Source organism: Pseudoalteromonas sp. CO342X, from assembly GCF_004208915.1.
Classification (GTDB): Bacteria; Pseudomonadota; Gammaproteobacteria; order Enterobacterales; family Alteromonadaceae; genus Pseudoalteromonas; species Pseudoalteromonas maricaloris.
Window position 1 is genome coordinate 190,458 of record NZ_SGPH01000042.1, and the last position, 19,009, is coordinate 209,466.

16 protein-coding genes and 4 pseudogenes are annotated in these 19,009 nt (G+C 40.9%); 8 read left to right on the top strand and 12 right to left on the bottom strand.

The features are described 5' to 3' along the window. Positions 1 to 99 precede the first annotated feature (99 nt). From EXT47_RS22925 to EXT47_RS22940, 4 genes are all read right to left on the bottom strand, one after another. Positions 100 to 1,113 carry a DUF5924 family protein gene (locus EXT47_RS22925; RefSeq protein ID WP_188249484.1) on the bottom strand — a complete coding sequence of 338 codons (1,014 nt, stop codon included), beginning with the start codon at positions 1,111 to 1,113 and terminating at the stop codon, positions 100 to 102. Positions 1,114 to 1,369: 256 nt separating this feature from the next. Continuing rightward, the gene (locus tag EXT47_RS22930) at positions 1,370 to 1,834 is read right to left on the bottom strand and encodes a hypothetical protein (RefSeq protein ID WP_010369714.1); all 465 of its coding nucleotides are present in this window, start codon (positions 1,832 to 1,834) and stop codon (positions 1,370 to 1,372) included. A gap of 148 nt (positions 1,835 to 1,982) precedes the next feature. After that, positions 1,983 to 2,564 (bottom strand): FMN-binding negative transcriptional regulator, encoded by a 582-nt coding sequence (locus EXT47_RS22935; protein ID WP_039496645.1) that lies wholly within the window; start codon positions 2,562 to 2,564, stop codon positions 1,983 to 1,985. Then, positions 2,561 to 3,136 (bottom strand): GNAT family N-acetyltransferase, encoded by a 576-nt coding sequence (locus tag EXT47_RS22940; protein ID WP_039496647.1) that lies wholly within the window; start codon positions 3,134 to 3,136, stop codon positions 2,561 to 2,563. The genes EXT47_RS22935 and EXT47_RS22940 overlap by 4 nt, the downstream gene beginning before the upstream one ends. Positions 3,137 to 3,231: 95 nt before the next feature. On the opposite strand from EXT47_RS22940, the gene EXT47_RS22945 reads away from it, so the two are divergent. From EXT47_RS22945 to EXT47_RS22955, 3 genes are read left to right on the top strand one after another with little or no spacing between them, the layout of a single operon-like run. Beyond that, positions 3,232 to 4,689: a PLP-dependent aminotransferase family protein gene (locus EXT47_RS22945; RefSeq protein WP_039496650.1), complete on the top strand. Its 1,458-nt coding sequence runs from the start codon at positions 3,232 to 3,234 to the stop codon at positions 4,687 to 4,689. Beyond that, positions 4,682 to 4,999, top strand: a complete 318-nt coding sequence (locus EXT47_RS22950; RefSeq protein ID WP_039496652.1) for a hypothetical protein — start codon at positions 4,682 to 4,684, stop codon at positions 4,997 to 4,999. The genes EXT47_RS22945 and EXT47_RS22950 overlap by 8 nt, the downstream gene beginning before the upstream one ends. A gap of 17 nt (positions 5,000 to 5,016) precedes the next feature. Further along, positions 5,017 to 5,421 carry a lysozyme inhibitor LprI family protein gene (locus tag EXT47_RS22955; RefSeq protein WP_039496655.1) on the top strand — a complete coding sequence of 135 codons (405 nt, stop codon included), beginning with the start codon at positions 5,017 to 5,019 and terminating at the stop codon, positions 5,419 to 5,421. A 70-nt stretch (positions 5,422 to 5,491) separates the two neighbouring features. On the opposite strand, the gene EXT47_RS22960 is transcribed toward EXT47_RS22955, so the two are convergent. Continuing rightward, positions 5,492 to 6,181: a DUF4386 family protein gene (locus EXT47_RS22960; protein WP_130127675.1), complete on the bottom strand. Its 690-nt coding sequence runs from the start codon at positions 6,179 to 6,181 to the stop codon at positions 5,492 to 5,494. Between the two features lie 160 nt (positions 6,182 to 6,341). Then, positions 6,342 to 7,481, bottom strand: a complete 1,140-nt coding sequence (locus EXT47_RS22965; RefSeq protein ID WP_069022850.1) for a S8 family serine peptidase — start codon at positions 7,479 to 7,481, stop codon at positions 6,342 to 6,344. Positions 7,482 to 7,730: 249 nt separating this feature from the next. Between EXT47_RS22965 and EXT47_RS23915 the strand changes: the two genes are divergently transcribed. Then, positions 7,731 to 7,940, top strand: a complete 210-nt coding sequence (locus EXT47_RS23915; protein WP_165383835.1) for a hypothetical protein — start codon at positions 7,731 to 7,733, stop codon at positions 7,938 to 7,940. Here EXT47_RS23915 and EXT47_RS22970 read toward each other — a convergent pair. The 6 genes and pseudogenes from EXT47_RS22970 to EXT47_RS23000 form a co-directional block, all read right to left on the bottom strand. Then, positions 7,874 to 8,077: pseudogene (locus EXT47_RS22970) on the bottom strand (integrase core domain-containing protein); the annotation flags it as partial. The gene EXT47_RS23915 and the pseudogene EXT47_RS22970 overlap by 67 nt on opposite strands. Positions 8,078 to 8,095: 18 nt before the next feature. Beyond that, entirely contained in the window at positions 8,096 to 9,148 is a 1,053-nt protein-coding gene (locus tag EXT47_RS22975; protein WP_130127677.1) for an IS110 family transposase, read from the bottom strand. Between the two features lie 192 nt (positions 9,149 to 9,340). Continuing rightward, positions 9,341 to 10,299 (bottom strand): annotated as a pseudogene (locus EXT47_RS22980) (IS3 family transposase); the annotation flags it as partial. After that, entirely contained in the window at positions 10,242 to 11,228 is a 987-nt protein-coding gene (locus EXT47_RS22990) for an IS110 family transposase (RefSeq protein ID WP_052258337.1), read from the bottom strand. The pseudogene EXT47_RS22980 and the gene EXT47_RS22990, both read right to left, overlap by 58 nt. A gap of 81 nt (positions 11,229 to 11,309) precedes the next feature. After that, a pseudogene (locus EXT47_RS22995) lies at positions 11,310 to 11,662 on the bottom strand (transposase); the annotation flags it as partial. A gap of 94 nt (positions 11,663 to 11,756) precedes the next feature. Further along, a pseudogene (locus EXT47_RS23000) lies at positions 11,757 to 11,942 on the bottom strand (transposase family protein); the annotation flags it as partial. Between the two features lie 224 nt (positions 11,943 to 12,166). On the opposite strand from EXT47_RS23000, the gene EXT47_RS23005 reads away from it, so the two are divergent. From EXT47_RS23005 to EXT47_RS23020, 4 genes are all read left to right on the top strand, one after another. Continuing rightward, positions 12,167 to 12,634, top strand: a complete 468-nt coding sequence (locus EXT47_RS23005) for a hypothetical protein (protein ID WP_039496664.1) — start codon at positions 12,167 to 12,169, stop codon at positions 12,632 to 12,634. A 1,701-nt stretch (positions 12,635 to 14,335) separates the two neighbouring features. Next, entirely contained in the window at positions 14,336 to 15,145 is an 810-nt protein-coding gene (locus EXT47_RS23010; protein ID WP_205991275.1) for a sulfotransferase, read from the top strand. Positions 15,146 to 15,394: 249 nt separating this feature from the next. Further along, entirely contained in the window at positions 15,395 to 16,450 is a 1,056-nt protein-coding gene (locus tag EXT47_RS23015) for a fatty acid desaturase family protein (protein WP_130127679.1), read from the top strand. Between the two features lie 111 nt (positions 16,451 to 16,561). After that, positions 16,562 to 19,003, top strand: a complete 2,442-nt coding sequence (locus EXT47_RS23020; protein WP_165383837.1) for a penicillin acylase family protein — start codon at positions 16,562 to 16,564, stop codon at positions 19,001 to 19,003. The last annotated feature ends 6 nt before the right edge of the window (positions 19,004 to 19,009 follow it).

Consider the following 19,009-nt stretch of genomic DNA (forward strand, 5'->3'; position numbering starts at 1 on the left):
AGACTTCCTTGAGTTAAAAAAGAGGCGCTTAACCATATCATAATAAAGCGATCACCGCGCCTCGGTGTCGATAATTGATTGTAATTCCTTAAAACTTTCCTAAGGAGAGACAGTAAATTTTGTTAGGCCAATCAGTTGTCCTGAATTGGTGACAACGTGCACCTCCCACTTACCTGTTGAGTCGGCGGGAAAGTTGGTTTTATGGCTCCAAGCACGATAGCCTTCCTCGCGTCCACCGCTAATATTTAAGGGGATTCGGTCAACCACTTGTTTGTTGTGTACCCATACGTGAAAGATTTTTTCGTTTAGTCCTCGAGGTGCTTTTACCGCACTCCAACTGTATAAGCCTTGTTCGTGAAGCGAATGGGTATCGAGGTGTTGGATACTGTTCATTGGCTTTCGTTGTTGCCTATCAACCTCATAAGCCAGTGCTATGTCGGTGAGTCGTAAGGCCGCAGGGGGAACCCAGCTACGTAACTGCCACAAGCCAGCGCTAAGTGCACTTAGTAGCAGAGCCAATAAGGGAAAACGCCACCACCTTGCGTGTGGCATGACATTACCAAGACTCGGTAGGGTAAGAATAATGGCGGTGACTAGCGCTATTTGTATACTTTGGTCAGTTGTCAGGTGAAGCAAAATAGGAAGCGTAACTGAAATCACAACAAATAAGGCAAAATTATGGAATACCATAAACAGCACATTGTGCCGGGCTAGCTTTTTGTAATATATCGGGTCCACAACGGAGATCAACGCGCAGAGTGCAATTAAGCAGGTAAATGCAGCCTGTGGATGATTCCATGTTGTGGCAGCCAAGAAAAAAGGTAGTGCGAAGAATAGACTTTCCTGTTGCACCATTTGTAGGGCAAAGCGCATAAAGTTGGGTGACAACAAAATACCAAAACGTTGCTCCACTTGGTCGCGAAGCCAGTTATCAATAATAAGCCACAGCCAACTGGTGAGTAAAAGCAGAGCGATGATCTGTGAAAACGACTCTTTCCGTTCAACTAAAATAAAGCTCGCTATACCGCTACAAAAAGCCAGCGCTGCCATCAGGCCCGGCCACTTCTGCATCATCAAAATAAATTTTGTTATTAGGTTTTTGAAATAACGCATGGAAATCGAAATTGCTTGCTGATTTTACCATTGAAGCATCTTAACCATGAATGCAATATGAGCTTGAATACTTTAAAGATTTGTACGTTTAGCATTCGCAAGGGGAGTGGACAGGAGGTTTTCAGTTGTTGACTTTAGATACGCGAGATATTTAGTGTGAGCGCAAAGTCTATCAACCTGTGTTTTTCGTTGACGCAAACATTGGTTGGCTGAAGTACAGAGTTGACATGTTGCGCTTTGACCCCAGTCTAGCAGTTTATAGTTTACTGATTAGCGTTTCAGACTTGCCAATCAATTCGCTTGAGTCTTTACCTGTTTTTTGATGGATAGTAACGAAATACTCGATTGGATATTTCAGCCTGGAAAGTACCATTTTAGGTGCATTGAGGCTTTTATCTACAGGCGTAGGCCAAGTAATAGAAACGCTTCCAGTCGTATCGTTAAGAATGCAAGGGTGACTTGTACCTTTGAAGCTAGTTACGGATGTCCCATCGATGTTGGCAAATAAAACTGAGCAAATATATAGCTTGTTTTCTGGACTGAAATTCTCAATGGCGTAATCGAAAGAAATCTTAATTTCATGTTTTCGTTGCTGTAAGTTGCCAATTTCTTCAACTTCCAGATTGGACAGTGATGCAGTGCTTAATTCTATTTTAGAATAATCTATCGTTGCGCAACCACTGAGGATGAGCAGTGATGCTAAAATAGGTAATACTTTCATTATTTTCTCCTTAAAATAAAGTCTGTAATAAGTAGTTAAAACCTTCCATAATTTGCTCTTGTCCAAAGCCTATTTAATGAAAGATAACGTGACGTGCAGATTTGCATGATAGGAAAGGTAACGAAAAATTAAATTTTTGTCACTATATTTATACAAATAAGCTATACATCGCAGGTTTTAGCGGCTGTAAATGTGTTTTGATTTTAGCGCGAATGTCACTCGACTGGTTTTGGCTTAACTTAAAAGCGCCATGCATCGTATTGATTTTAATCTTGAAAAAGTTAATGGCGTTAAACAGCGATTGGCGTTGATTGGCAGGCACGCTATCAAGCTGCCAATCACTATTTGAAAACTGCTCAAAATGCGTTATTTGTGCTTGCATTGACGCGTATTTTTCATCATCAGTAGCAATAAGCGCGAGCTCACCTTCAACTATCACATTTGCGTACAACCACGTGGGGAGCTTTATGTCAGGGATAACCGCGGGTGAGAGGTAATGATCTTCACAGTGGAAAACTGCTTGAATAACACCGTCCGCGTGGAAAATTGGGTTATCTTTTGTAGCGTGTCCAAGTAAATAAGCATGGTCTTCACTTAATGTTAGCGGTACAAAAACGGTGTTTATCTTGCCTTCCTGTATCACCGTCAGCGTAGCCAGCGGATGTTTTGTGATCACAGATCTGAGTATGTTTGGATTGCTTTCAACGTAGTAATTTCTTGGGTAACTCATAACTTTTCCTCCAACCTCGCTTTCACTTCAGGCCACATCTCGTCGGTGATGGCAAATCGTGCCGTATTACGATAACTTCCGTCAGGCAGGCGCCTATCTTTTAACGACAAGCCTTCAAAATGGGCACCTAGGCGTGCGATGGCATTACGAGACTTATGATTACATTCATGCGTTTGAAATTGCACACGTACCAATCCAATCGCTTCAAAGGCATATTTGAGCAACAGGTATTTGGCGTGGGTATTAACATGCGTGCGTTGAAATTCAGTACCAATAAAAGTGTGGCCGATTTCGGCACTTAGGTTGAGTTTATCAAGTCTAAACAAGCGGCTATTACCAGCCAGTTTACCTGAGTCTTTATCAATGATTGCAACAACCAGTTGTTCGCTTTCGTCAAACTGCGCAGAGCCGTAAAACCATTGCTCTATGGTTTTTTGATCGCGACAATAATTATTAAATACCCATTTCCAGATCTCAGTTTTTTTGCCTCGAGCCAATAACTCAGGTAAATGCGCGGCTTCAAGTGGGGTGAGCTTAACGCGATTGGATTCTAGCGTTTGTTTTGAAAACATCAATATTTCATTCATTCTGTGTTTTAATGCTTGCATATTGCGCTGATTTTGGTTGATATAAAACAACCAGATTTAATAATTTAATTAGACCAGTTTTGATTTCTATTAGCCCAGAAATACAGTCTCAAGATGCTAAGCATAAACGCTTAGCAGATGTTTTACGCTGCGCCATTACTGAGGGTAAGCTCACACCCGGTGACAAACTTCCTTCTGCCCGAAAGCTGGCTGAGTTACATGGTATGAACCGGCACACGGTGATGAATGCCCTACAAAACTTGGTAGCTGAAGGCTGGCTAGTGGTTAAAGAGCGTAGCGGTTATCGAGTCAATACTGAACTGCCTATTTTCAGTAGCCAACAGATAACTTCAGAGGTGCCTTCTACACCACAAATCGTACCGCAATTTGCTAAAACACTGACCCCAGTAAGCAGCACTAAGCGTACGGCCTACCGCTATAGTTTTGCAGGGGGCTTACCAGATCTTCATGCCTTTCCCTATGATGAGTTTAAGCGGTTTTTGGTAAAGGCGTGTCGCAAAACCAATGTCAGTCATTTTCACTATTCAGACATTGCGGGGTGCGAGTTACTGAAATCCCAAATTCAGGCGTATTTGCGCAGAGCGAGGGGACTAGTATGTGATGATTTACTGATTTGTAATGGCTCCCAAGAAGCGCTCTCATTGGTGGCAAATGCATTTATTAACCCTGGTGATGGTGTTGCCATCGAGATGCTTGGTTATCCACCTGCGCGACACGCCTTTACCAATGCGGGCGCTGAAGTTTTTGCATTAGCCCAAGACGCAGAAGGCATTAAAGTGGAGGCCTTGGCCCGCTGCCTTGAACAAAACAAGGTGAAGCTGCTGTATTTAACTCCTCTACATCAATATCCCACTACAGTGACTTTATCTGTACCAAGGCGCATGGCGATTTATCAGCTGTGCCAGCAGTATGGCGTGTTTATTATTGAAGACGATTACGATCATGAGTTTCATTATCTCTGCCCGCCGTTGCAGCCGATGGCGGCAAGTGACCCAAGTGGTATTGTGATTTATATTTCTACCTTCTCAAAAATCATGTTTGCTGGTGCTCGTGTGGGTTATATGAGTGCGCGGGCAGATGTACTTGCGCAATTGGTGGCACGTAAGCAGCTACTTAATCACAAAAATGATGCCCTTACCCAGTTGGCTGTGGCTTACTGGATGGAAGAGGGCGGGCTTGAGCGCCATTTACGCCGCATGACCAAAGCCTATCAAGTACGCCATCAGGCGATGGCGCAGCACCTAAGCGAGCTTAAAGCCAAATTAGATATTGACTTTGAAATGCCACAAGGCGGTATGGCGTATTGGGTAAACAGCAAACGCGACGTCTCGAGATTATCTGAAAAAGCGCTTGAAAAAGGGATTTACGTACAATGTGAGCCTGAATTTACCCTCGATAAGGCTAGTAGTTTAAGTCATATTCGCTTAGGCTTTGCGGCGCAAGAAGTCGAGCAACAGCAAGCTGGGCTGAGTGAGTTATTTGCTTTGGTCGCAGAGCTGGAGAAAAATCATGAATAAGCAACAAGCACTGGCTGAATTTGTTACATTCGGCCCACACAAAGCGCAGGCGTTAAATATACTATTGAGCGATAACAGCGCAGTATCGCTTGCTATCAGCAAGGCGATGTTAAGTGTGGTATTAGCAAAATATCTCAGCGGTGAAATCGACGAAGATGACCTCGAAAATTGGGCTGGGTTTGTTGAACTGCGTGACGAGATTGATTGCACCCTGATAGAAGATTACCTCTATGCGTTGAATAATCCAGAGCTGATGGGTGGAATTAACCTCGATTCCATCGGTAACATGTTGAAACTCATTAAAGGTTAAACACAAAAGGAAATACCATGAGATTAATAGCGGCTGCATTGTTTTTATTAAATTGCCAAATCGCGTTGGCGGGAGGAGGTGTATGTGAAAACCCTATCTCAACCATAGACATCAACGAGTGTGCAATGAGCGAGCTTAACGTCAGAACTGAAACACTTGAACGTTACTACCAAAAAAGCCTTGAACATAATGCTTTTGATGAGCAACTGGTAGAAGCGATTAAAGCCTCGCAGTTGGCGTGGCAAAGCTATCTCGATGCACACTGTGGCGCGGTATATACCCAATGGCGAGAAGGTACTATTCGTGGTGTGATGGCACTCGAATGTCGTAAGGAGTTAGTTAAAACCAGAACTCATACTCTTTGGGCTAACTTTTTGACTTATATGGATAGTACGCCTCCTGTGCTGCCAGAACCTGAGTAAACGCGTGGTTTTGGCGATAACTTTTCAATCGCCTCTTGGGGGGATTATTCCAGCAGTGGTTGTGCCTAACTTAGTCGGGAGCGACCACTGATGATGTCTTATTCCTCAATAGCATCACGCCTATTCCAATAAACCATAGGATTTGTCCGAGACCAAATATAGCCGTAGTAACCTCAAAAAATGGGTTTTTGGCAAGGAAAGATAAACCTGAAAATAAAGTTAAAATCCCAGCTAAACTTACAAGCAAACCCCAATAATGAAGCAGTGGGCTAAATATTTTATGTTTGAGACCGACGCAACTGATTGTAAGCACCCAAATGGCGCCAACCAATTCAATGCCACCGCCAAGTGCATCTACCACTATCGAAACGGTGCGATTGATCGTTAATGCAAGCGCCGGATCCATCTCATGAAATTTTGCAATCGCTTCAATGCTGGTTAAAAAAACCATGGTACTGGCAAGGACAATCGCCGCCCAAATATAGCCAACAACGCTAGCAAACTTCATACAGTCAGGTGACATTGTGTGAAAGCGTTGATGAATTGCTTGCACCAACACAATCAGAGCAAAACTGAAAATAATCCCAATCACGATATAACCAAGAAAAAAGGTATCGCGATTTTGCACAAAAAAATCTAGATAAAGCGTTGGCGTATTGTGCTCACTAGAGTCCAGCACCCCAAAAAATAAAACAAAACCAAATAAATAAGTCGCGGCTTCTGTGAGTGCTGCGACACCTCCCCATTTTTGTAATGACATAGCGATTCCAGTTAATTTGATTGTTATTGTTGTCCTCAGTTTAGCAACATACTAAGCATCAGCTCCAGAATAGGGCGTGTTTATTTGTAACAATAGTTTATTGAGCAGGGAAGGGGATTCGGAAGAGGAGAAGAGCACCACTAGGTGCTCTCTAGCCATATTAAAGATGAACGATGCTATCTGCATTGCCATCAGGATCGTTCGATGCTTTACCATCAGTACCTGGGTTACCATTTCGCATCATGATCACAGCACAGGCCGCAGGTGAAGCCATTGAAGTGCCTGACATCGTTGTTGTTCCGCCACCATTTTTCAGTGATAAAATGCCAACACCAGGAGCTGCATAGTCTACAGGTGGGTTGCCATAGTTTGAAAAGCTTGCAAAACGGTCATTTGAATCGGTCGCTGAAATAGTGAATACACGGTTGTGTGAAGCACTAGCTGGAGATACATTTGCCGCGTGCTGGCTTTCGTTACCAGCGGCTACCACAAAGAAAGCACCAGATTGTTGAGCTGCGCTTTCAACAGCATCATTTAGCTCTTGGTTGAAGCCGCCACCCAAGCTCATATTTGCGCAGTCGCCAGGACTTGCATTGACCGCAACGTGATCGACACCAGCTAAAACACCTGACCAGCTGCCTGAGCCACGAGCATCTAACACTTTTACTGGAACTACAGTGGTGCCCGCTGCAACACCCACTACATCAATATCGTTATCGAGCGCGCCAATCGTACCCGCTACGTGTGTGCCGTGGCCGTTGCCGTCGTCCATACCTGCATTTCTACCGCTAGAAAAAGCAGAGAAACCGCGGCTTGCGTCAACGTTTAAATCTTGATGATCTAAGTCGATACCAGTATCAATCACCCAAGCGGTATAACCGTTGCCATTCACAGGACCGCCAACACGCGTTACGCTCCAAGGTGTTGTTTGTGGGTTACTACCACCACCTGGTTTTCCCTTTGCTTTTGCCGGGCTTGCATACACTTTACCATCGGGAGTAAAGCGCATCACATCGCTATTTCCTGCAAACGCGGATTTAGCTTTGTCACAGCTCATGTTCACGGCCATGCCTTTAATGGTATTTTTATAGACATGTTTCGCTTGTGCATTCGCTTTTGCGACCATGCCACGCGCTTTACCTTCAACATCAAACTTTGAAACATCATCTTTAAAACGCACGATGCAGGTATTCGCAATTTCCGCATCCACGGCTGCGCCTTGATACGTTGCATCTTGTGCAAAAACGGTAGTAGCACCAAACGTCGACATGATGGACAAAGTAAGTAGTGTTTTTTTCATCTTATTGTTCCTATTTATAATTATTTTAAAATTAACCTTTGAAACAGGCTGGTAACAAAATTAGCTGTATATTAATAATTGTCAAAGGTAGAACGAAAAAAATATCTACTTTTTCCTATTTAGGTGCATAAATGAGTAGTATTTTGATTTTAACTTATCCAATCAAGTTGAGTTTATGCGCTGTATTGGAGTGGGTGTGTTGTTAGTATTGGGCTGCATTCTAGTACTTAACTTGAGATTGGATGAAGAATGAGCAAACTTATTGTATTTAAAATTTGCCTTAATCACCCGCAGCTCAGATTACTTAATACATTAATGAATGGGGGGATTGGAAAGGAAAAAATAAAAGAAAAAATAAGTGACATATATGGACGCTCAGCTGCTTGTAGTAGTCAACTAATTCCGGACAGTGAATTAAGTTTTTCTTCTGCTACTGCTGGAGCTTGCATATCGTTATGACTATGAGGCCTTCTCCAGTTGTAATAGGTCATCAAGTAAAAGCTAACGTCTTGTTCAGCTTCTTTAAATGAACTGTAGCCTGTACTTGGAAGCCATTCCGTTTTGAGACTTCTAAATAAACGCTCCATCGGGGCATTGACGCTCCTATGTCAAGGTCAAGTTAGCTTTGATAAATCAGAAACTATTATTGGATATAACTCTCTTGCAATATAGCGTTTTAAACAACGCTGGATCTCTTTATTTGATTTCCCTTCTGATGAACGCTTTTCTACATATTTCCTTGTTCTGAAATCATTACGCATTCGAATCAAAGCTACAGTCCAAAGTGCATTATTGGCATCTCTTGCTCCACCTCTGTTTAACCTATGACGTTGCTTTTTACCGGAAGATGCATCTAATGGACTAACTCCACATAAGGCTGCAAATGATGATTCCTTCTTGAGTCGCTCAGGGTTGTCACCAGCAGCCACAAGGAGTGTAGCTGCAACATAGCTTCCAACACCATATTGCTCTAGTAATGTTGAAGCTGCTGAGTTGGTTAAAGCTTTAAGTTTCTTATCAATTGTTTTTAGCTCTTGTGATAGCATCATCCATCGCTCTGCTAGCAGCTGTAACATTGATATTAATGTTTCTTCAAGTACGTTTACGGAGTTCATTTCTAATGCTTTACAAGCAGTAATGCACCGATAGCTCGAAGGAACATAGCACTGTTGACGAATATGCTCTGGTGCTGTCACAAGTAAAGCTCGAATTTGATTAATAGCTTGTGTCTTAGACTTTACGGAGCTTTTCCTTGCGACAACTAAAAATCTCATTGCTTCAACTATGCCATCATGAGATTTTGGGATTGCAGTAGATTCTTTGGCTAATACAGAACGAGCCGCACTTTCAGCATCCGTTGGATCCGATTTCCCCCTTAACCTTCTTATAGCGCGATTAGGGCGGTTAACTTCAAAAACAGTAACCTTTTGCTCTTGTAAGAACTTACATAAGCCAGCACCATATGTGCCAGTTCCTTCTAATCCAGCTTGGTTCACCGTTCCAAATGACTTGCACCATTTGTACAGTTGGCTATAGCCGGTTGAATTTACAGTAAACTCTTGGGTGTCGACAACTTGACCAATATCATTAACGAGTACAGCAACATGGTTATCTAAATGAGTATCGACACCTAATGTTAAATTGTTAGAAATGTCATTGCGATTCATATCCTCAGCCCTCACAGTCTCAGTAACAGGACTGGACACAGATGTTGCAATACAATGCTCCTATTAGGTCACTGATACTGAATATAATGAAATTACTGACTAATGAATATCGACAGGTCAACACAAAGATATTTGATCAATCCCAGCACGGGTCAGATATTCACTGTCAGTATGACTAAGTGTATTATCTATGTCCCAACAATTTCCTCTGCGGCTCATACTTTGTGTTATTTGATATCGCCATAGTCTTTGCCTAAATTTGATTGAGCTGTACTGACAGCCTTGGTCAGAATGGAACATAATTCCCCTAGGTTTGCCTCTTTGTTCATATGCTCTATCTAATGCTTTGATAGTTAATGCAGTATATGGCTTTTCTGACATCGCCCACCCGACAACTCGCCGCGCGTATAAATCAATAACTACTGCTAAGTATGACCACTTCTGACCAGTCCAAATATACGTGATATCTCCACACCACACTTGATTTGGATTTTGCACATCGAACTCTCGATTTAACGAGTTTGGTATATCAGGGCGTTCATTCACCGCTACTTTATAAACGTGTGGTCCTGGTTGTTTCGACACAAGGTGCATATCACGCATTATCCGCCTGACCTTGAATAAACCAGCCTCAATATCTAAATCTGCAAGCATTGCTAAGAGTGTACGACTACCCGCAGCGCCTCGACTGAAATTAAAGCAAGCGTTTAGTTGCGCTCTCAGCTTAATCTCATTGACGTCAATGATGTTGCGACGTCTTTTATAGTCATAAAAACTTGAACGAGCAATATCAAAGACGTTACAGACCATTTCTACCGGTTCGTGCTCACTTAATTGGTCTATTAACGAATATTGTTCATTTCTTCTGACATTAAGAGAGCTGTAGCCTTTTTTAGTATCGATTTTTCTCGCTCTAAGCGATTGATCCTGGCTTCAAGCTCTTGAATCTTTTGCTGTTCAAGGGTCAACGCTTTAGACGTAGGCGTTTCACCGTTTCGTTCACCCTCAAGCTGTTGTACCCAGCGCCTTAAGGCGGTTTCACCAATATCCAAAGAGTGACATGCATCTTGGAGGGAGTAGCCTTTATCTAAAACTAAACAAGCTGCTTCAAGTTTGAATTCTTTACTAAATGTTCGACGTTTTCTTGCCATTGGGCACCTCTAGTTGAGTGGTAATGATACCACCTAAAATAGTGTCCGGGTTTATTGAACCACAACATACTGACTACCGTTCTTGCACCGAGAAACAGGTTTTTCCTTAATGTATTGCCTCGTCTTTTGGGGATATGACCTATCTTGGCTTTTCCGCCTGATGAGTGCTGGGTCGGTGTAACACCTGCACATGCCGCCGCCCCTCTGGCATCACTAAATTGTGAAGTATTGCCTAGAAAGGATAGCAGCTCTATCGCGGTAATTGGGCCAACGCCTTCTAATGCCATTAAGCGCTGGCAACTGTCATTTTGCTTGGTTATCGCTTCAACTTGTTTATGTAACTGTGCTTTAGCGTCGCATTGTGTTTTATATAGGTCATAACTCACCGCGAGTGCTTGTTTTAATGCGATAGGTAGCGCATTTTCAGCATCTTCTAAAATATCTGGAACGACTTGTGTTAACGCAGCATCGCCTTGATTAATGACAATACCAAACTCTAATAGCAAGCCACGTATTTGATTTGAAAGCTGAGTCTTTTGTTTATCTATTAAGGCTCTCGCTTGACTCAATGATTGTAACGTTTGCTCTTCAACTGTCATGATTTTACAGGGCTTCACGTTATATGCTTGGCTTGCACTGGCAATAGCGAGGACATCATTTGCATCGGTTTTTTGGCCTTGCCTAAACGCTTTTACGAACTTAGGGGGAAGCAACATGACATCATGCCCCAGTGACAGTGCTTTTCGAGCAATATGCTGGGCGCTACCACAAGCTTCCATCACGACCTTTGAACCCTCGGCTTTTGCTAGCAACTCAAGCATAGGTTCGCGTTTCATTGGCTTATTAAACTTGAGTTTATTGCCTTTCAGCTGTGCTACTTGGAAAATGTTTTTCGCCAAGTCGATAGCAATTAAATTAGACTGTGTCATGTATGGACTCCTTATTTGGTAAAAGTGTTTTGCAATATCTTTATACCGTACTCTCCCGATAAGGGGGAGGAGTCCATACATCTCCGACTCGCTGAGTGGCTCACCTTCAATAAATTTTTGGCTTATCCAATTATCTTTAAACAACTTGTGCCATCGTATGACAATCGCTTCATCCGACAGGCGTTAGCCTTTCTATCATCAACATATAAAACAATGTGAGTGTGATTATTCATCACAGCATAAGCACAGATATCAATACAAAACACAGACCCCAACATCAGGAGCTTTTCTTCAACCCAATCTCGGCGGTGCTCATATGATTTTCCGGTAAATTTATCTTCACCGCACAGAAAGGCGCGCCTTACGCAACGGGAGATACAGTGGTAGTATTTGGTGTCGGTTAAACTGATTTGTCTTTTACGGGCAGTTGCCATAGTTTGGTTTCTTCAATCCTTTGAGTGCAGAGTTAAAGCTTAGGTGATATCTTTAGAAGGTGCAAATTAATGGTGGGTGTTAGCGATTTGGTGTTCTAAATGCTCGGAACTGCCTGAGCGAGGGCAGTTTACTGTGCCCGAACACCTCGAGATCTTTCCAGCCTTCACAACCAGATAAAACTGCCGAGATGATAAGAAATAAAACATCAGCAAGATCATGATGTAGATTGATAGAAGGATACTTATCTTCAACAAGTTCAAGGTGGCTAAATAACGACATAATTAACAAGTAGATAGTGATAATGTGGGCGTTATTAGATCAGAAAAAGACCGGGTGTTAAAGCCTTTTTACAAAGTGCGATCCTGCCGTGATTATTCCACATCTTTCTATGATCGCTGCAATTAAAGTACAAAAATTATTTTATAATGTATTGAAAATTTTATATACAAGTCCATAGTAGAGGGAGCTATCATCTAACATTTTCAAGAAGAAGGAATCACACAATGAAAGCAACTCTCGCAATAATACTTTCATTTGCATTTGTTGCAACATGCTCCGCTCAAGAATCACAACTTAATTTGAAAGATTTCGCACAGCAGTATTTTGATAAAATGACCGCTACTCAAGCACCAACAGCGAGCGAGAAAGAAATTGAGGCTTACTTAGCGTTACTGACAGATGATGTGGGTCATTCTCATTTACCTTGGGTAACTGACGATTCACGGCAACCGAATGGAAAAGCTCTTAAGCGAAAAGGCATGATGTTTTATTTAGGTGCGCACACGAATTACAGTGCCGAACTCTTAGATGTATTTGTATTCAACAGCTCAGCGATAGCAATTAGATACAAAAACTATGCGAAAGGTATCCACCCTGAAACCAAACGGCCAATTGAGTATAGCCAAACCATGATGGAAGTGCTAGAAATTGAAGATGACAAGGTTGCTGTAATTCGTAAATATCATGAATAAGCAGCAGCCCTTTTACACTTTGTTGTAGTTCAATGAACTTGGACACTATTTTAGAGGATATCATTAGCATTCGACTAAAGGTATCGGATGGCAAAAAAGTGTCGAACATTTAGTAAAGAAGTTAAACTTGAAGCAGCTTGTTTATTTTTGGATAAAGGCTACTTTCTCCGAGATGCATGTCACTTTTTGGATGTAGGTGAAATCGTTTTAAAGTGCTGAGGCAACAACTTAGGCTTGAACGCGACGGTGAAACGCCTAAGTACAAAGTTTTGCTCCCGAGCAACAAGAGATTCAAGAGGTTAAAACCAGAATCAACGTCAAAGAGATTGAACTTAGAGCACAACTAGATACTTGCTTCAACCTCAGTCGAGGCTTTGCGGATAGTCGTAAACTTTCAGTAATGCTTGCGGATTTAGATATTGATGCTGGTTTAATTAAGGTCAGGAGGGTAACGCGTGATGTGCAACTTGTGTCAAAAAAGAACAGGAGCACACACTAATAAAGTAGCGCTGAAGGAACGTTCTGATATATCAAACCTGTTAAATCGAGAGTTCGATCTGCAAAATCCAAATCAAATGTGGTGTGGAGATATTGCAGTAGACATTGATTTATACGCGAAGCGAGTTGTCGGGTGGGCGATTTCAGAAAAGCCAGATGCTATTAGATAGAGCATATTAACAAAGAGGCAAGCTTAGAGGAGCTATGTTGCATTTAAATAAGGTGAGCAAGATGTTAGCATTTACTTGGTGAACTATTACAACTGGGAAGGTCGCATAGTTTCATAACGAGATTCAAGCTCCAGCTGTAGCAGAAGAAAAACTTAATTTACTGTGTGGAATTGGTCAACTACTACAGAGAGAAGGATTGACCGAATTGATTTTTGAAAACTAGCCCAATGGTTAAGTTGAGAATACCGTTGCTATATAAGATTCTTAATGATGAAGTAGATAAGGTGGCGAGACCTAACCAACCTAAAACATGGGTAGTTGATGGTAAATCCGATAATGGAAACGTATTAGGACTGCTTACTATTGCAATGAGTGGGTAGTCCCGACATATGAGTCATGTGGTTGTTCATCTGAAACAAATCTGTATATGAGGTATGAAGCCAGAAATATTGTTACTTCACGTTAAAATTATGTCGCTTTGGCTGTTAGCTATCATTAAAGGAGCACCGAGTGAGAAATAGTTCGACTACGTTTGGTTTTTTACTCTACTAAAGACAAGTGAAAGTTGGATGTACCTTGCTGTTGGAATGAATTTATATTATCGTCGAACTGTTGGCAGGCATGATGACTGGTTTAGTTATAAAAGACGTGATTTAGGCTTTTAACCTGAGAAAGACAGTCTAGGATTTAATGCTTAATTCTGACTATACGAATAAGCGATACCGTAAGTTGCTAAAGCAATTTGGTATGCGAGCAAGCATGGGGGCTCGTTGTGATAGCGCTGTTGCTGACTAGGTGAGACATTACAATTTAGAGAGACTGTAGTCAGCTAATAATGATCAGCCACACGCTGAGTATGAAAATGTTTTAAGAAAAGTGTTCGGCTGGAGTTGACCAGAAAATTCAAGCAATGGTGCAAGTAGTTTAACGTTATGCCTATTTGTTTGATATTAATAGTTTTTACAAGCTTATTTGTAGCTATTTAATCGTGCACAGTTATTTTTTTTGCTTATTAATTAATAAGGAATAGTAAGTGGATTATACCGACGATATTATAATTGATAGTCCAAAGTTACATTGGCCAATGGCCGAATACACAAAAGGGCATGAACCTCACTTTCTTTTTATAATTACACCGCCTTATTCGGGTAGTACTGCTTTGGCAGAAATTTTAAATACGAGCAATAAAACGATGCTTTTGCATGAAAGTGGTGAAGGTCAGTGGCTTGTTCCTGGCCTATGTGAGGATGATAGATGGAATAGCAATAAGGTTATAGATTATGCATCTGTCAAATCTGTTTGGTTAAATCAATATCAAAAAACAAAAGCTCAAAATCCAAGTGTAAAAGTTGTAGTTGAAAAGAGCCCGTCCAATATGGTGAGGATAAAAACGCTTGCTAGTCAATTTGATTCTTGTTCATTTTTGGCAAATAACCGAGACCCTTATGCAAATTGCGCGAGTACTCTGTATCGTCATCATGAAGCGGATGAGCTTTCTCAAAACGAAAGGCTGGAGATACTTTCGGTCATGGCAGCAGCATGGTTGAAAAGAAGTATGACCATTTTAGAACTCGTTACTTCACTCAATATCCCGTTGGTTACTTATGAGAATTTTTGCGAAGACCCAATGATTCTATCTAGGGTGTTGGAGTTACCTGAAGGAGTAGCTGAGAGTATTGATCCGTATGCAAAAGTTCAGGTGAAAGACTATATGACCAATCAAATAGTCAATAAAAATAATATACAAATCAACCGACTATCATCAGCGGAAATCTCACATTTAAGTAGCATTTTTGATTGTTACTCTTTCTTATTGGAGCATTTTAACTACAAGATTCTATAAGGAATGTCTAAATAGTGAACACTAAAAAAACATCTCATGCGTGAGATTCTTCCGATGTTAAAGAGGAGCACTTATTTGGTTCTATCACTGACATAGTAGCGTCGTGAGCCTTTAAAGTTTTTAAGCTGAGTTATTATAAGATACTCACTTCTGTCTAATCAATTAGCGTAAGGCTGTATTCTAATACAGCTTTTTAAAGACAAATATTTTGCAAAAATAAAAATTATTACATTAGATTCAAGGATATTTATGAGTAATGCCAATTCATCTCTGGATATGAAAATATCCAGAGAAACACTGAGGAAGATATCAAAACTCAAACGTGACAATTATAGTTGTCTATTAATAATTCTTTTTAACTGTTTAATAGTTGCTGTTTCTATATATGTGTGTGTCGTAGTTTCTTACATATTTTATCCACTGGCTGTGATATTGATTGGTTCTGTGCATCGAGTTTTCGCAAATTTGTTGCATGAAACCTCACATAATACATTCGCAGAAAACAAAATACTCAATCATATTGGTGGCACTTACCTCTCTAGTTATTTAGTATTTCATATGGCTGTTCCATACAAATGTTCTCACATGAAGCACCACAGTCACCTAGGAGATAGACAAGAAGATCCTGACTTTGAGTTTCATATTAGCTGTGGGCTATATGATAATTCTCAGCCAGTTCATTGGTTTATTATCAAAAATATTTTACTGTCTATGATTGGGTATAGATCCATTCAGTACATCAAATACATATTTAAGGATAGAATCTTTTTTGATATGACCGGTCAGTCAGATAAAACAAAACGTGAAGCGGTTCGAGAGCGCTGGGCCTTCTTCGTTTATTGGGCCGTATTGGCGTCCTTAATTGTATATTTTGGAGTTATCACTGAGTTTATTTTGTTTTGGCTTGTGCCTATGTTTACCGCTGGAATAACGATCGGCTGGCTGGCAGAGCTAGCAGAACATTATCCGCTGCCGGAATTAGAAAAAGAGAGTTTGTTTTTAACTCGTAATCGAAATGGAACTTGGCTAGAAAACTTTATAATTGGAAGGCACGGAGACAGGTATCATCTTATCCATCATTTAGCGCCTAATATTCCCTGTTATAAATACAAAGCAGCCCATCAAGCGTTATTAAATGAAGAAGCCTATCGTAATTGGAATGATATGTGTGGCGGAATTTTTACGTGGCGTAATGACAAAGAAGAGAGCTTAATTTCATTTATAATCAAATATAGAGATTGGCAAAAAACAAACCCTGATAGTGAATCATTTTGTACGTATTTAATTCAAAAGCAGGCTAGTTAAATGATTAGTTTCAGTGCTTAACCAAAAAAATGCTATGTAGAACATGGAAATATATAGTCTAAACATTGAATAGAAGTTAGTTGATTACTTCTTTTTATAGGAACATTTATAGTGTTAAAAAAACCATTACTTAGTCGATTTATTTTTCTTATTCTATTGCCGTTAGTCGCATTCTTAACTTGGCTAGGCTTTATTGCTCTTAGTAGTTTACCAAAGACAGACGGCAGTTTTGAAGTGTCTGGTATAGAAGCTCCGGTAGAAGTATTGAGGGATGACTGGGGCGTTGTTTTTATAGAAGCTAACTCAGATAAAGATGCTTTTTTTACTATGGGATATTTGCAAGCTCAAGAGCGATTATGGCAACTTGAAATACAAAAACGTATGGCAGGCGGCCGTTTAAGTGAAGTGTTTGGCAAAAGTATGGTTGAGCAAGATGTTTTTATGCGTAGTTTGGGTCTATATTCCGCAGCAGAAGCCGCTTTTGACAGCTTATCACCTGATGCAAAAATAGCTTTAACCTCATATGCTAATGGTGTGAATGCTTGGATTGATGAATCAGATGCGTTACCTTCAGAATTTATGATGTTTGACATTCAGCCTCAATATTGGAAAGAAGTTGATTCGTTAGCATGGATAAAGGTTTTTGCACTAAATTTAGGGGGGAACTACCTCGATGAGTTGGAGCACTATGCTGCATCTCAAGTACTTGATAATGACAAACTACATTTTATTTATCCCGACCTCAAAGGGGAGACTTCGCCGACAGAGGTAGCTAGTTTTTCGATCGAAAGTGGCTATTTAGCGTTAGCAAATGAGCTTTTTAATAAACAGAACATGCAACTACAACTAGGTGGAAAATTTGTAGGAAGTAATGCGTGGGCTGTCAGTGGGAAAGTAAGCAGTAGCGGAGCTACCATACTAGCAAATGATCCACACCTAGGATTACAGATCCCATCGTACTGGTTTTTTGCCAACATAAAGGGAGAAGAAATTAATGCAAAAGGTGCGGCTTTAGTAGGGCTTCCCGTGATTTTGTTTGGACAAAATACGCACATTGCTTGGGGAGGCACTAATTTAGGAGCTGATGTTCAAGACCTTTTTGTGGAACAAGTTAACGTTCATAATCCGGAACAGTACTTAGTCAATGGAAAGTGGCAAGCCATTTCCGAAAGAACTGAGTTGATCTCAGTGAAGCAAGACTTTCCTGCTGCGATGAATAAACCACTTAAGCCCTTAAAAGTAAAAGTAAGAAGTACGCGTAATGGCCCAATAATAAGTGATGTATATGGCTTGATCGAAAACCCTGTTGCTTTACGTTGGACTGCTCTTGATCCTGATGACACGAGTTTTCAAGCATTCTATGAGTTGAATTATGCGAATGACTGGGACGACTTTAAAAGCTCTGCAAATAGTTTAGTCGCTCCAGCGTTAAATCTATTGTATGCAGATAACGATGGCCTAATAGGGCTTGTCGCAGCAGGTAAAATACCGGTACGTAAAACAGGTAAAGGGTTACTGCCATCTATCGGTTGGGATGATAGGTTTCAATGGCAAGGCTTTATACCTAGAAAGCAGTTACCTGAAATTAAGGATCCTCATTCAGGGTACATCGTATCAGCCAATGATAAAGCCTTTAGTGACGATTACCCTTATTTTATCAGTGCCAAATGGGCACCAACAGCTCGAGCTGAGCGAATTAGTGAATTGCTAGCGAATAAGTTAGAGTCTAATAGTAAGGTGACGATGATAGACAATGCGACGATTCAGGGTGATATAAAAGATTTGGCTGTAGCATCAATACTGCCATTATTGAAAGAGGTTCACTGCGAAACCACCACTCAATGCCAGGCAATAGAAGTGATTAAAAATTGGGACGGCAATATGACTAAATCACACGTAGCGCCGACAATAGTGACCGTCTGGCTTGATCATCTTCGTCAGACTTTATTGCTTGAAGATCTTCAAGCGCCATACAATAAGCTAGAACTTGACATGTTTTTAGGCAGGATCATAGGTAACCTAACAATTAGTCAAATGTTGGACATGCTTAGCACAGGACAAGAACATTGGTGTGATGGACCTAACTCTAGTAGTCATTCAAATTGTAATGGCGTGTTACTTTCGTCTTTGGATAGCGCTATCGAAGAGCTTACCAAACTGGCAGGAGATGATATGGAAGGTTGGATTTGGGGGGAGTTGCATAAAACGGTTTACCAGCACCAGCCAATTAGCCAAATAAAGTTACTTAAAGGGATTTTCGAGCGAAGTATCAATAATGGTGGCAGTGTGAATAGTGTAAATGTTGCTAATGCATCTTATCAACCATCTCAAGGCTATGAGCAAAGCTTTGGTGCAGGTTTTAGACAGATAATATCATTGGGTGGTGCGAGCGGGGAACACTGGTTTATGAATAGTACTGGGCAGTCCGGCAATATTTTGAGTAAACATTATGATGACATGGTTGAGCCTTTTAATAATCTAGAATATGCAACTCTTCCTTGGTTGTTAGTAAGCAAAAATCAAAAGTTAAGTTTATTACCCAAAAATAAATAAAGGCCT

Excerpts from the sequence above, each read along its gene's own strand:
- EXT47_RS22925 (WP_188249484.1), bottom strand. The coding sequence starts at position 1,113 with ATGCGTTATTTCAAAAACCTAATAACAAAATTTATTTTGATGATGCAG.
- EXT47_RS22930 (WP_010369714.1), bottom strand. The coding sequence starts at position 1,834 with ATGAAAGTATTACCTATTTTAGCATCACTGCTCATCCTCAGTGGTTGC.
- EXT47_RS22935 (WP_039496645.1), bottom strand. The coding sequence starts at position 2,564 with ATGAGTTACCCAAGAAATTACTACGTTGAAAGCAATCCAAACATACTC.
- EXT47_RS22940 (WP_039496647.1), bottom strand. The coding sequence starts at position 3,136 with ATGTTTTCAAAACAAACGCTAGAATCCAATCGCGTTAAGCTCACCCCA.
- EXT47_RS22950 (WP_039496652.1), top strand. The coding sequence starts at position 4,682 with ATGAATAAGCAACAAGCACTGGCTGAATTTGTTACATTCGGCCCACAC.
- EXT47_RS22955 (WP_039496655.1), top strand. The coding sequence starts at position 5,017 with ATGAGATTAATAGCGGCTGCATTGTTTTTATTAAATTGCCAAATCGCG.
- EXT47_RS22960 (WP_130127675.1), bottom strand. The coding sequence starts at position 6,181 with ATGTCATTACAAAAATGGGGAGGTGTCGCAGCACTCACAGAAGCCGCG.
- EXT47_RS22965 (WP_069022850.1), bottom strand. The coding sequence starts at position 7,481 with ATGAAAAAAACACTACTTACTTTGTCCATCATGTCGACGTTTGGTGCT.
- EXT47_RS23915 (WP_165383835.1), top strand. The coding sequence starts at position 7,731 with ATGAGCAAACTTATTGTATTTAAAATTTGCCTTAATCACCCGCAGCTC.
- EXT47_RS22975 (WP_130127677.1), bottom strand. The coding sequence starts at position 9,148 with ATGAATCGCAATGACATTTCTAACAATTTAACATTAGGTGTCGATACT.
- EXT47_RS22990 (WP_052258337.1), bottom strand. The coding sequence starts at position 11,228 with ATGACACAGTCTAATTTAATTGCTATCGACTTGGCGAAAAACATTTTC.
- EXT47_RS23005 (WP_039496664.1), top strand. The coding sequence starts at position 12,167 with ATGAAAGCAACTCTCGCAATAATACTTTCATTTGCATTTGTTGCAACA.
- EXT47_RS23015 (WP_130127679.1), top strand. The coding sequence starts at position 15,395 with ATGAGTAATGCCAATTCATCTCTGGATATGAAAATATCCAGAGAAACA.